This window comes from Wolbachia endosymbiont of Oedothorax gibbosus (assembly GCF_936270435.1).
In the GTDB taxonomy this organism is placed as follows: Bacteria; Pseudomonadota; Alphaproteobacteria; order Rickettsiales; family Anaplasmataceae; genus Wolbachia.
The window spans coordinates 1,421,513-1,434,704 of sequence record NZ_OW370567.1; the positions used below are offsets into that span (position 1 = coordinate 1,421,513).

Genomic DNA, 13,192 nt, shown 5'->3' on the forward strand with positions numbered 1-13,192 from the left:
TCCTTATGCTACTTTTCCTTAACTTGACGTGTATGCTTTTTTGAACATTCCCACTTTTGCTAGGTAAAGTCAATTGTGCATCTATAGTGAGTTTATTCTTTCATTACTATTTTTTCTTTCATTGATAATTTTTTCGGCATGGCTTGATTTATCTAACTTTTCCTTATATGCTGCATTGTAGTTACGTAATGCTCCAAAATATCTCTCTGGCATTGTTAAACCATCTTTTCCTTTCGTTTCCATTCTTTGAAGGAATTGTTCTTTGTTTTCCTTATACAAAGGATTACTTACCTGCCCTGTACCTTTATCATATGAAAAATCATGAGATATTATTTCTGTACCATCAGCAACAACATTTTGCAAAATCTTAACTGCATTATATAAATTTTCCTGTGTTGGCTTATAATGGCCACTATTAATATCAATTTTAGTAATTTGGCCATTTTTTACAGTCATCATACCAAAACATTGTCCAGGTTTCCCGCCAAGCAGAGAAGAATGGTAATATCCGTATTCAACTTTTTTATCAGAATTACCATAGGGAACTATGTGCTCATGAGTAACCAACCTTCCATCAAGAGTTAGACCATACGCCACTTCACCAGCTTTTCCCTTACTTGACTTACCGCTTGTATCATACAAAGTACCATCTTGGTTAAATAATCTATATTCACCTTTTTCATTGCATTTTATAATTTTTGTATTTTTCTCTTGCTCTTCTGGAGAAAAACGTTTTGCCAATACTTCTGTGCCATCTTGTGTGACATAGCTTTTTTTATCCTTTGTTCCAACTTCACAGTAATACATACTTGGATTAGGTATTGTAAGAAGCATATTGTTTTCATGATCAAAAAAAAGTTTATTGCCTAAATCTATACTAACTTGTTGTTCCCTAGGTATTTTATTACGATCAGATTCTGAACCTAAAACTGATTTACCAAACTCTCTCACCGCATAACGCAACGTTTTTAGAGCTTTTGCTTTTTTTTGCTCTGATTCTAAGTCTGCTACCAACTTTTCAGTGACACGATATTTACCTTGTAACTCTGAGCTCTCATAGCCTTTATTAAGATCAAAAGATCCGCTTTTTGTAACTTTTCTATATAAATCTTTGTCACTAGAGGAAATTTTACCAACAGCCTCCTTGGCTAAATCTTCAACAGAGTAGATATAGTTTGTGGCCTTTTCTAATAGTCTATTATCAAATTTACCAATTTTTGAGCTATTTATTGTACTTACTAAGGATGTAGTTATTTGAATAAACTCCTCTTTCGTTAAATCTGACTTATCGAGATTTGTTTTTAGCTTCTGTAATTTATCGCTCTCCATAATATAAAAGCCATCTAGATAATTTACTACTCTCTGTAAATATTCTTTGCTACCTTCATATATCCCATGATTGTCAACATTTTTAGCTAGGGTATGTAAATATCCTTTTATATCTTCAAAAGATTTGATAACAGTCTCTGATGGTCCAAAGGACGGTTTTACTATTTGATGTGGTAGCTTTGGTGCCTGCCCCTTCTCAAGGCTTTTAACCTTTGTTTCTAACTTAGCAACCTCTCTTTTGAAGTCAATCAAACTGTTTTGTATATTTTCACTTAGCTCTCTAATTTTTCCCCCAGTGCTGAGACTTTTTATTTTAGTGTCATTCTCGCTAACTTTCGCTTCTATGGTAGAGATCCTTTTACTGTTAGTTTCTTTTTTCTTATCTATAGTGCTCTTGCTAACTTTTTCTCCTTTTTCTAATTTATCTAATGTTAGATTTTCTCGCTTTAATTTATTTAGTTCTTTTCTAAGACTGACTTGCTCTTGTACAAGTTTGCCCGTATTTGAAGGTAAATCAGACAACTCTTTCAGGTTATGTCTTAATCTCTTACCAACATTTTGAACAGCGTTAACCTGTTCTTTTAGTGCATTAATGCCTATTTTACTATGTTTACCTGAGTCATGCTCTAACCCTATTAACTCTGCTACAGCGAAAAGCTCTTTGGATTTTTTTGTTAAGCGCCTAATTTCTGTACCATTTACAATGTTATCTTGGTTAGGCATTCCCTGTTTTTTTTCCGAAGAAATTTTCCCTTGGCTAATCTGTGTGTTTAACGTATACTTATCTGCTTCAAGATTCTTTTCTTGTCCGCTATGTTTAGTTTTTTCTCTTAATTCAGACATTTTATTTCTTAACTCAACAAAAGTATTTTTCAAATTTTCTATTAATTCTTTTACTCTTTTTACAACCGTGAGCGTGAGCTTGCCAGCCTTAGAACTTTTATCTGGTGTTTCATATCCAGCATTTCTAACCTTTGTTTCTAATTTGTCAATCTCTCTGTCAAACTTGGTTAGGCTATTTTCTACATTTTTATTTAATTCTTTAACCTTTTCTTCGTTACAGAGGCTCTTGATGTTAATATCATTCTCATTAACTTTTTCCTCCATTGCTGCAACTCTTTTTTTATTATCTGACGTTACAGTAACTTTATTACTAGCTTTTTCTCTTCTGTAATGCGCCCTTAGTTCTTCCTTTCTTAACTCATATATTTCTTTCTTAAGTACTTTTTGCTCTTGTATAAGTTTAATAATATTTGAAGCCGAATCGGATAGCTCTTTCAAGTTATGACTTAAATTTTTATAAGCATTTCCAACAACATCAACTTGCTCTTTTATTTCACCCATGCTTGTACTGCTATATTTATCTTGAGTGTGCTCCCTCTCCATTGTTTCCACAACATTGCTAAGATTTTCAAATCTTTTGATTAATATCGACTGTTTTTGCGTTACACTTTCTGGAATATAGTCTCGTGACTTCTGCCTAGCAAGGATGTTTTCAATCTCATCATCATATTTTTTAATATCAGCAACATGTTTTTCAATAAAAGTTTCAATTGCTGTTGGCCGTTTTTTTGGTACATCACCTAAGGTACGCTGTTGTCCAGTAATGGCCCTTGCGATTGTGTCGCTGTGTTTTTGAATATCAATGGCTTGTTTCTTATACTTATTAATTTGTTCTAAAAAGTCTTCATCTGTTTTCTTTGTGCTAAAAATATTGTTAGATTTCTTCAGCTCCATAACTTTTACCTCGGTCCTATAGTAATAGTGTAACATTGGAATGTTAATTTTTAGTTTCATTAGCAAAATCTTTTATGTGTTTTAAAATCACTATAGGATGAGAAAGTTGTGAAAAAACTTTGAAATTGAGTACAGAGATCTATTTCCTCTATAAATTAACCAAGATTTTTCTTTAATTATTCCAAACAAATTGCTATTAATTTAACAATATATATTACTAAAACTTAAATAATCAATTACTTCTAGAACCAAAAGGTAGCTCCGTGAGAAGAATTTTTCTTGGAATGGGTAGGTCTAGAGTTAAGGTCTTGGATATTTTTGAGCACCTTTAGTAAGTAAGCGTTTCCTCCATTTTCAAGTTTGAGGTTTAGAAAGTTTTTACTATTTGTATTGCTCTGCCTCTGGTGCTCTCTCCTTTGATGGTAATTTTTATATCATTACACTCCAAATATAATATATTGCAAATGTTATGCCAAAGAGTATAATAAAATCTATATCAAATACTTTATAAGAAAAAGTGGTGGTAGAGGCAAAATTAAACACTAATAAGAAGATGCTAGAGTTTGAAAAAGCAGCAAGAATATTATTGAAAGGTTAAATGGAGTGTGATATAATATATAGCGTAAAAATTTAAGTAATCTTATTGACATCTTTACATTAATAGTTCTTAAATGTTTAGTACTGTAGAATTAAATTATTAAGTTTTATGAGTGGAGTAAAAATGGTAGAAAGCTTTCCAGGCAACAACAAAGACAGTAATTTAATTGAGGGGGCAAAAACGATGGAAAATTTTTTAAATAATAACGAAAACGGTAGCTCAATCTTCCAAGGAAAAATCAGGGAGCAAGATTTCTCTGCGGAGCAGAAGTTAAATGAACTGAAAGCAGCCATAGAGAAGCTTGACAGACAAGATTTGCTCAGAAGGCTCGAGTGTGAGCGTCAGGCCTCTAGTTGTGTCGATGAAATATCATCTCAAGCAGAGCTACATATCGGAGAAGGAGATGATGAGGATTACTTCAATGGTGAAAGAGAAAGAGTACTAGGAGATTTCTGGAATTTCTTTGAATCTCTCTTCAACCTCTTTGAAGTAGATGTAGATGATCCGAAAATCTACCAAATGCTCAAGGAGAAGAAAGAAAAAAACCTGATTGCTGCGATAATTAAGTTTTTGCGTGATAAGCTTAAGGAGTTAATTAAGAAGATTTTTGCACGCGATTTAAGTTTCGATCAGAGGTTGGACAAAGAGATAAAAGAATTGCAGGAAAAATTAGGCAGTGGTGAGTTATCAGAAGAGGAGTTTGCAAGGGTGTTCGAACATCTACAAACATTGACGGATCTTAAATTGAGATTACAGATGGCCGTTACCGGATGGATTATTACAATGTTTGCAGAGATGTTTGGAGTTGAGCTAGCAGCTATAGTAGAGGCATCTACAGAAGAAACAGCTAAAGCAGAAGATAAAAAAGCAGAAAAAACATCATTAAAGGAAGAAAATAAAGAAGTTCGTAAAAACGTAGAAATAAAGGTAGATGAAAGAGAAAAGCCCGCTGTGCCAGTTTCCCTTTTTATTGAAGTTTCACCCGGGTTTGTAAGGCCGGTTGTTCTGAACAAACCAGAGCTTGATCTTTTACCGGAACCTCTAAAAATTCCGATGGACCTTTCACATAAACAAGCTATAAATAATGAGGATAGTAAGGTACAAAAACCAAAAATGGAAGAAAGGAAGCAGGAAGAACCAAAGAAAGAGGTGTGTCCACCGAAACCTGCGGAGCAGCCTGCAACGAATAGGATGAAACTTGATTTTGGTCCAGCAAAGGATATTGGTTTCGAAGGAAGGCGTTTAAATACTGGTGTTAATGAAAAAAGAACCACGTTGCCCACTAATGGACAAGGAAACAAGCTTAATAATGAAAAGAAAAACGAGTCTGCTAGTTGTGCAGAAAGTCGTCTGAATGGTAGTGTTAACAAGAAATCTACTAATGAGCAAGATGATCTTGACGCTAAGTTTGCAAAAAAAATTGCTGAAAGGAACGCTCGAAGAAAAGAATCTGCCATTAAACACGATTATCCAATTGATACTTGGCAAGCTCCATCAGGAACTACTGGTAATGGAAAGTCTAATGCTTGTGCTGCTCAGCAAAGTCCTGCAAGTAATGCTCAAGCAAAAGTTTCATCAGAACTTACTGGTCCAAAAGCTAATAATCTTGTAGAAGGTCAATCAGTAGGAAAGACACCATCATGAAAATAGTTAGTGCTTTTTTCTTGTCATTCCAGTACTGGAATACAGTGCGCATTGAGTTTGATAAGTGTAGGGCTTTATGTTAAAAGGGAGTGTTTTTGATGAAATTGCAAAGAACCAGTGTTAGCTACTTGGATGACAAAAAAGGGTAGCGCGTGACGCTGGAATCTAGAAAGTTGAGTTTTATAAACAAGAGTGAATAAAATTTTTTGAAAAAAATATAAAAAAGTGCTTGCACTTAATTTTATTTTTAGTATATTAGTTACATAATATTTTTACTTAGGGGTTAATATGCATAGTGGTAATGATAAAAAAGATAGCGATAAAGGGTTTACTCCAAGCAGCAGGTTTGAGAAATATACTGGTTCTCATAAGGGAATGCTCGAGGAATTTGCAAGGCAGGAAGGTAAAAGTAGCAAGCCTGGCTCGCAAATGGAGAGTAGTAGCTCTACTAGTGCTGGCAGTAGTAAAGGTAAAAGTAAATAATGCTGTTTCATCACAATTTTAATGGGGGGAGTTATGGGTAATTCTACAAAAGAGCTGGTTAATGCGTTTAACTTAAATAATTATGCTTGTGATAAGATCGATACTAATTTTACTGTAGAAGGTAAAGAGATTGTTGGTTTATTCGCTAGCGGTACTAATATAGGAGAATATCTGCGAAGAATAGGAGAGGAGATAATAAAGCGGCACTACATTGGTGGAAGTGAGGTAGCACATAAATATTATAACTCAAACTGTTTCCCATTTGTTCTAGGTACTAATCTTGATAAAGAGTATTTAGATAATGGCATAGTGAAAGTGAAGCTTGCAGATTCTACGAATCCTGCAGTAATTCATAACTTGAAGATTCATTTTGCTAATGAGTTTAAGAGAGCTGTGGGATCCAAAGTGGTTGCACGTCTACAAAAATTAGGGGTAACGAAGGAAGAAGCATATGAATGGATAGAAAAAACTGTTGGAACAAGAGCAATAGGTATGCCTTATTTATACTATATAGCCTTTAACGACGAGTACTTTGAGTGGGAGAGGGAGTGTGATGAAGATCCTTCAGAGACTTTTGAAATGTTGAAAGAGATGTATATTCGGGAGTTTAACTCAAGATTAGAGGTGTGTGGTCTTAAGAGCTCGGACTTTTACGAATATAAAGATGATATGTTATATATTAAAGATGTGAGTGATAAGGTAGTTAAGAGTGTAGCAAGATATGTTAAAAAAGAAGTAGCGCTTGATTTTAGAACTCCAGGCAGCGTAGAGTCTAAAGTCGAAAATTGTAAAAATGTTTTGAGTGAACTAATTTATCAATCGACAGGAAAATCAATTTATGGTTACGATTATGATATCTTTACAGACGAAAAGAAAATAAGGAATGGTAGTAGTTTTGCCCTTATACCTTTTATAAAAGTGAATGATCAGTTGAAATCTTTAAGTTCTGATGATGCAAGGAACATTGATAGAATATTTAATAAAGAAATTAATAAAGTAGTGCTTAATGGTTTTGTTCCTAAAAATTATGATATTATAAGTGATATTAGAGGCAAAACTGCAAATCCACAATTTGTTAATTGTAAAAAGCCAGTTTATGCTTTCTCTAATAAGCAGATTGCTCTTTTACTTCCTATGATTATGCGGTCTCCAATTGCATATAATCAAATAAACGAACGTTTTGAATTTGCAGCTGATCTTGGAAATTTTAAGAGACGTGGCTCGAGTCGATCCTCCTCAGAAGCGAGTACTCCCACACATCTTCCAAATGGCAGTATTCCAGGGTTGCATAGTAGACATCCAAGCTCTGACAAGGAACCAGGATCACTCCTTGAGAAATCACAGGTACAGGGGTTTCCCACGGGAAAAAGTCAGGGTAAAATAGAAAAGCCTCCCAGGCAAGGGTCTATGCAATTGTCTGACGGCTTGCCTTCGTTCAGGCAGGTAGATGTTCCTGGAACGAGTGGAGAATTCCCGCCACGGACATATACAAGTTCTGCTACAATTAAGTTGGTTGTTCCAGAGCCATCTTCATCTCAATCTGTAAATGCTGCTCAAAATGTGCAAGCAGGGACTAGTGCTTGGGATCAGCCAATAGGCTATTGGTCATCACCGCCTCCCGCGCACGAAAATAATTGGCCATCACCGGCTCCAAGTGCAGGATTATGGTCATTGCCACAGAGTGGACCTTCATCATGGAAAGGTGCTAATGAAAGTGGATCAGCATGGACTAGTCAGCCAATAGGCTATTGGTCATCACAAAGCACGTCAGGAAATCAGTGGATGCAGTCACAGCAACTTACTGAACCAGGACCTAGTTGTTCATTTTGGCAAAAACCTTCACAGGTGAGTTCTTTTATGGTTAATGAATCTTCGTCATCTGGATGTAAAATTAGTAATGAGCTTCCACCCTCGAATAAACTTAATAATAAAGAAAAAGAGTTGATTGAAGCATTGCTTTATACATTGAACTTAATGAATTATACTCTTGATGGTGTTTATACTAACTTTTTTGCAAAAGATGGGAAAATTGTTAGTTTACTCCATGATACTGTTGATAGAGAGGAATATTTACAGGAGGTAAGAGATTATATAATAGAAGAGTATTGTGAAGATGAGGAAGAAGCAAGCAAAGTCTGTGATCTAGATGAGTTTCCATTTAAACTTAATTATGAAGAAAAACAAGAAAAAACAGTTGTTGCTAATATAAGTCGTGGTGCTTTATCTAACTTAAAAATCCTTTTTAGTCGGAAGTCTGGGAAAACCGTAGATGCTATCGACATTGATTGGGTCAAAGAGGTAGAGAAACATGAAAAGAACGAATGGGTAGATCGCCAGTTATCTGAGGACTGTACTTTAAAAGATGCATGTATTAGTTGTCTTCCTGATAAAAGTGTAATAAAAGTAATTTCAATTGTATTTAACGAACAAGAAGGTGAATACGTGCTTGACCGTAACAGTGACATTTCTGAAGTACGGTTATTGTATAAAGAGCAATTACAGCGTGCTGAAGGTACATTAGTAGCTGGAAAGGGGGAGTCCGATCTTACCGAGGAAGAAAAAAAGTTGTTTAAAGCATTGCTTTATGCGTTTAACTACAGTAATCATAACCTCGACTGCCCTGATACTAACTTTACTGTAAAAAATGGGAAGATTACTAGTTTAATTGATGATAGTGTTAATGTAAAAGAATATTTACAGAAGGTAAGAGGTAAGACGGAAAAAAAGTATTATAAAGATAAAAAAGAAGACTATGATTTCACTGATTTTCCATTTGAATTTCTTTCTAATTGTGAGAAAAACCAAAAAACAACAGTTGTTGCTAATATAAGTCGTGGTGCCTTATTTAACTTAAAAAAACTTTTTATTCAGGAGCATAAGAAAGGAGTAAAAATAGAAGATATCGACATTAACATCGTCGAAAAGACAGTGAAATCTAAAAAGCTCGGATTGGTAGAGCTCAAGGAGAAGGGAATAGAAAGAGAAGCAGGATATTACCAGAGGATATACCGTAGGGAAGCAGTTACAGCCTCTTATCCCGATGAAAGCGCATTAGAATGTATACCAATTAGGAAATACGAAGCTGGATATTGCCTTGACCGTACTTATGACGATTGCGAAACACAGTTGCTTTTGAAAGAGCGATTGCCTGCTAAAAGTACTAAAAATACTACTACTACCTTTAAAAAGATAGAGGAGAGTAAAAAGGATGACAGCAGCAGCGGTTACTCTTCCGGGTTCGTAACTGATGCTGAAAACGTAAGCTCCAAAGCTGAGGCAACAACAAGTAGTGGTTATGAGTCTATGGATTGTGAGAATACTAGAGAAGGATTGCCAAAACGTAAGCCTGAAGAGCCCCTTGAAGGTAGTCCAGAAAAATCTCTGAGAAGAGATTCTTCACCATGTTCAAGGCTGGAGTCGTTAAGTTTGAGTAATTTCTCTCATCAAACAGGTAAGTATTAGGTTTATTAATTTCGCTGCTCTCAGCCATCTAAGCGTTTTATTAGGGTTGGGGCCAAAGTCTCTGACCCTGAAAGCACTGGTGTTAATTTTTCTCATCCATTGTAAATATTGTACCGTACTGTCCACCTGATCATCATAACGGGCTTCCGGAAACATTAAAATCTCATACTCAAAATCATTGAGCCATATCGCTATAACTAATTTCTTAAAATCTTACCTGAATCCCCTAAAGCTACTTCTCTATTCTGCTGCAAACAAACTTGCGTAAGATCAGTAAATGGATCATTCTTAGTAGTCTTTGTAGACACACTACCATTTTTCTCAAAACCTTTATCTTCTATAGCTTTCAGAACACTTTTTCTTCCCAAAAGACAGTTTTCTCCTAAACTTTTCTTCTCAGCCTTTAACTTGTTAAGCCTTGCTTCGCTCTCTTTATCAATCTCTACCTCTATTTTATTACTATCTTTCTCACTAGGATGTAGGTAAATACTAATCTCTCCTGCCTCAGTGGTAAAAGACATTTTAATGCTACCTAAGATATCTGTATAATTTCTCTTTCCGTCTATGCTTTCAACTCTTACTTTACTCTCCCCAATTTTAAGTGTGCCGACTTTTAAATTTAACTCTTTAGCTTTTTCATTGTTTAAGATTTTTGCAGGTTCAATAATACTATAGTACTTTTCATAATAGTCCAAATAAGGTAAAATAAGGATTTGTAGTAGTGAAGGTAGGTATGCCAGCAGCATATAGTTATGACTTAAGGAAAAAAGCAATGGAAGCTCTAGACGAGGGAGAAAGCAGAGAAACAGTGGCAGCAAGATTTAAAATTGGACGAACTACTTTGTGGGAGTGGCAGCAAAGAAGAAAAGAAACAGGTGACTTTCAATCAAAAAAACTTGGAAATGGAGGTTACAATCACAAAATTACCGACTGGGATGCCTTTGCTAAATTTGCCAGAGAAAACGGAGGAAAGACTCTATTGGAAATGGCTAAACTTTGGAGCAACGTTAGTATCCAAACTATCCACCGAGCCCTGAAAAAAATTGGATTTACACGCAAAAAAAGACCTATGGGTACAAGGAAAGAAGCGAAGAAAAACGTGCTAAATTCTTGAAAATTATAGCAACAAAAGAACCTAAAAACTTAGTGTATATAGATGAGTCTGGCATTGACAACACTGAAGACTACCCCTATGGATATTGTCAGAAGGGACAGCGGTTTTATGCCCTAAAATCTGGGAAGAAAACTCAACGAATCAGTATGATTGCAGCTTTAAGTGAAAGAAAAATAGTTGCTCCATTAACCTTTGAAGGCCACTGTAATATGGATATTTTTAATGGATGGTTTGAGCAATTTTTGATACCGACCTTGGAACCTGGACAAACTGTCATTCTTGACAATGCTACTTTTCATAAGTCTGATAAGATCATTAAGCTTGCTAAAGGGATTGGTGCAGAAATTTTGTATCTGCCACCGTATTCTCCAGATTTTAACAAAATTGAACATCATTGGTTTGCTATAAAAAACAGAGTCAGGAAAAACATTCCTCTATTCAAGTCTTTTCGTCATGCTGTTGATTCTGCCTTTCTATGATCTGTTCGGATTATTATGAGAAGTGCTATAACACGAGCGTCATTATACGAATTTGTTTCTTTAGCAAAGGAGTACAAATTATTATGCCATGCAAACCATATTAACTGTGGCAGCGAATGTCTCAGCGTTTTAAATCAGAAGTTTTAGAAAATAATATCTAAGGAGGTTATCGATGAGCACATCAGAGTTGATCACAGCACAACACTTAGCACGCGAAGCAATAATTTACATCAGACAATCAACACCTCACCAAGCATTGAGCAATCAAGAGAGTCTGGAGCTGCAGTATGCACTGAAACAAAGAGCAATTGACCTTGGCTGGAAAGCTGATAATATTGTAGTCATTGATAGTGACCTTGGTTTGACTGGTGCTAGTGCCGAAAAGCGTGAAGGATTTAAGGAAATTGTCACTAAAGTTACCTTAGCAAAGGTAGGGATTATTCTTTCTTATGATGTAACACGCTTGTCGCGTAATTGTTCAGACTGGTATCCATTACTAGATATATGTGGCTATAAACAGTGTTTAATAGCTGATCGGGATGGTATTTATGATCCTGGTACTATTAATGGTCGGTTGTTACTTGGTCTGAAAGGACAACTTGCTGAAATGGAATTATTTACTATAAGAGCTCGACTAAATGCTGAACAAAGCGGCACGAGGTGATTTAGCATTATCCCTTCCAGTTGGTCTTGTTCGTAATATCGATGGTTCTGTGCATAAGGATCCTAACCTTGAAGTTCAACATCTTATTAAGCTTGTTTTTGAAACTTTTTTAGAAAAACGAACAGCAGCAAAAGTTCTAAGACATTTTAACAATAACCAACTTACCATTTCTAGGTATGACAATTTTAAAGAACTGCAGTGGAAAAAACCGACGGTTGCGGCAATTACCTCAATACTCAAAAATCCAGCTTATGGTGGAGCATTTGTTTATGGTCGTTCTCGTACTACGCATCACAAACTATCTTCTGTCGACAAAACAACAAAAAAATTACCAATGGAAGAATGGAAAGTTCTGATCAAAGATAAATACTCAGCTTATATAGATTGGGAAACTTTTACAAAGATTCAGATGATGCTTAAAGATAATCATGCAGAGTACGATCGCAATAAAACACGTGGGATAGCTAGACCAGGTATTACATGGAATAATCTATTGTGGAGAATGTGGACACAAAATGGTAGTACAGTATAAAGGAGGAAACCATTATTTATGCAATTACCTACGTCAACAGTATCTTTCACCTGTATGTCAGTTTTTACCAGCTGATATTATTGATAATGAAGTAGTTCCTAAATTTTTTGCAGCACTTAGTCAAATCGAGCTAGATGCTTATACTAAGGCTATTAATTTGCAGCTACAATCTGAACAAGCAATTAATAAAGCTCATTTGCAACAATTAGAACGCCTAAAATACCAAGTGAGATTAGCGGAACGACAATTTAATCAAGTTGATCCTGATAATCGTCTTGTAGCTGCAGAACTTGAACGACGTTGGGAACAAGCATTGAATGAACTCAAGCGAGCAGAAATTACCGTCAGTATCCAAGTAAACCGACTCCTCAATTATCTGAGGAACTGAAAACAATATTTTTAGATGTAGGTAAGAAACTACCTGAGATTTGGCATAAGTCAGTTCTTTCACGTCAGCAACAAAAATCCTTTCTCCGTTGTCTAATTGATAAAGTTGTAACACACCGGATCAGACGCGATTGCTTGCAAGTACGTATTATATGGCATGGTGGTGAAACTACTACTTCTAATGTTTCTATTCCAGTAAACTCCTTTTATGAATTGACCACAGCAACAGAAATGGAGCAATCTATAATAAAGTTAAGTAAAGAAGGCAAAACAGATACAGAAATTGCTAAGTACTTAGAAAAGCAGGGGCATCGCTCTCCCATGAAAAATACCGTATTAGAAAGCACAGTAAAAACTATTCGATTAAAAAATAATATTATGCGAGCAAAGCATCAATCACATCCCCTTAAAGTGCCTGGCTACCTTACTGTTCCACAAATTGCAAAAATCCTCAAAGTTACTACTCATTGGCTTTACGATAGAATCAATAATGGTCAAATTACAATACAAAAAGATGATAGTAAAACCAGAGGCAAATACTTATTTGAAGATAAACCAGAAACTGTTAGAATTCTAGTGGATTTTAAAAACGGTAAACTCAACAACCCAAATTTTTTATAGGAGTATCAATATGCATAAGGTGAACCAGTGTCAGCTACTTGAACCTGCAAATTGCAATATCCGTACAAATGTGTGCTTGACACTGGGATTTAGTGCAGCTACCCTAAACTGGAATTGCTATTCTTGGCTGAAAGGAACATAT

10 protein-coding genes are annotated in these 13,192 nt (G+C 35.4%); 8 read left to right on the forward strand and 2 right to left on the reverse strand.

The window, feature by feature from the left end:
• Nucleotides 1-81 precede the first annotated feature (81 nt).
• Nucleotides 82-3,066: a hypothetical protein gene (locus tag NBW39_RS07225; RefSeq protein WP_250295045.1), complete on the reverse strand. Its 2,985-nt coding sequence runs from the start codon at nt 3,064-3,066 to the stop codon at nt 82-84.
• 706 nt (nt 3,067-3,772) lie between these two features.
• On the opposite strand from NBW39_RS07225, the gene NBW39_RS07230 reads away from it, so the two are divergent.
• The 3 genes from NBW39_RS07230 to NBW39_RS07240 all read left to right on the forward strand — a co-directional run bounded on the left by NBW39_RS07230 (nt 3,773) and on the right by NBW39_RS07240 (nt 9,253).
• Nucleotides 3,773-5,308 (forward strand): hypothetical protein, encoded by a 1,536-nt coding sequence (locus tag NBW39_RS07230; RefSeq protein ID WP_250295046.1) that lies wholly within the window; start codon nt 3,773-3,775, stop codon nt 5,306-5,308.
• A gap of 288 nt (nt 5,309-5,596) precedes the next feature.
• Nucleotides 5,597-5,791, forward strand: a complete 195-nt coding sequence (locus tag NBW39_RS07235) for a hypothetical protein (protein WP_250295047.1) — start codon at nt 5,597-5,599, stop codon at nt 5,789-5,791.
• 33 nt (nt 5,792-5,824) lie between these two features.
• The gene (locus NBW39_RS07240) at nt 5,825-9,253 is read left to right on the forward strand and encodes a hypothetical protein (RefSeq protein ID WP_250295048.1); all 3,429 of its coding nucleotides are present in this window, start codon (nt 5,825-5,827) and stop codon (nt 9,251-9,253) included.
• A gap of 197 nt (nt 9,254-9,450) precedes the next feature.
• Here the strand turns inward: NBW39_RS07240 and NBW39_RS07245 are convergent, their stop codons facing one another.
• A complete protein-coding gene (locus NBW39_RS07245) occupies nt 9,451-9,948 on the reverse strand; it encodes a hypothetical protein (RefSeq protein WP_250295049.1) in 498 nt (165 codons plus the stop codon).
• A 38-nt stretch (nt 9,949-9,986) separates the two neighbouring features.
• Here NBW39_RS07245 and NBW39_RS07250 point away from each other — a divergent pair.
• The 5 genes from NBW39_RS07250 to NBW39_RS07270 all read left to right on the forward strand — a co-directional run bounded on the left by NBW39_RS07250 (nt 9,987) and on the right by NBW39_RS07270 (nt 13,050).
• A protein-coding gene (locus NBW39_RS07250) for an IS630 family transposase (protein ID WP_250294642.1) occupies nt 9,987-10,846 on the forward strand; the annotation gives its coding sequence in 2 pieces (ribosomal slippage) (nt 9,987-10,311 and nt 10,311-10,846; 861 coding nt in all).
• A gap of 172 nt (nt 10,847-11,018) precedes the next feature.
• Nucleotides 11,019-11,510 (forward strand): recombinase family protein, encoded by a 492-nt coding sequence (locus NBW39_RS07255; RefSeq protein WP_250295050.1) that lies wholly within the window; start codon nt 11,019-11,021, stop codon nt 11,508-11,510.
• A complete protein-coding gene (locus tag NBW39_RS07260) occupies nt 11,485-12,042 on the forward strand; it encodes a recombinase family protein (RefSeq protein WP_250295051.1) in 558 nt (185 codons plus the stop codon). Before NBW39_RS07255 ends, NBW39_RS07260 begins: the two co-directional genes overlap by 26 nt.
• Nucleotides 12,026-12,430: a hypothetical protein gene (locus NBW39_RS07265; RefSeq protein ID WP_250295052.1), complete on the forward strand. Its 405-nt coding sequence runs from the start codon at nt 12,026-12,028 to the stop codon at nt 12,428-12,430. Before NBW39_RS07260 ends, NBW39_RS07265 begins: the two co-directional genes overlap by 17 nt.
• Before the next feature lie 134 nt (nt 12,431-12,564).
• Nucleotides 12,565-13,050: a hypothetical protein gene (locus NBW39_RS07270; RefSeq protein ID WP_250295053.1), complete on the forward strand. Its 486-nt coding sequence runs from the start codon at nt 12,565-12,567 to the stop codon at nt 13,048-13,050.
• Nucleotides 13,051-13,192: the final 142 nt, after the last annotated feature.

Bases quoted from the DNA above. Each gene is read 5' to 3' on its own strand.
- NBW39_RS07225 (WP_250295045.1), bottom strand. From the start codon at position 3,066: ATGGAGCTGAAGAAATCTAACAATATTTTTAGCACAAAGAAAACAGAT.
- NBW39_RS07230 (WP_250295046.1), top strand. From the start codon at position 3,773: ATGAGTGGAGTAAAAATGGTAGAAAGCTTTCCAGGCAACAACAAAGAC.
- NBW39_RS07235 (WP_250295047.1), top strand. From the start codon at position 5,597: ATGCATAGTGGTAATGATAAAAAAGATAGCGATAAAGGGTTTACTCCA.
- NBW39_RS07240 (WP_250295048.1), top strand. From the start codon at position 5,825: ATGGGTAATTCTACAAAAGAGCTGGTTAATGCGTTTAACTTAAATAAT.
- NBW39_RS07255 (WP_250295050.1), top strand. From the start codon at position 11,019: ATGAGCACATCAGAGTTGATCACAGCACAACACTTAGCACGCGAAGCA.
- NBW39_RS07260 (WP_250295051.1), top strand. From the start codon at position 11,485: ATGCTGAACAAAGCGGCACGAGGTGATTTAGCATTATCCCTTCCAGTT.
- NBW39_RS07265 (WP_250295052.1), top strand. From the start codon at position 12,026: ATGGTAGTACAGTATAAAGGAGGAAACCATTATTTATGCAATTACCTA.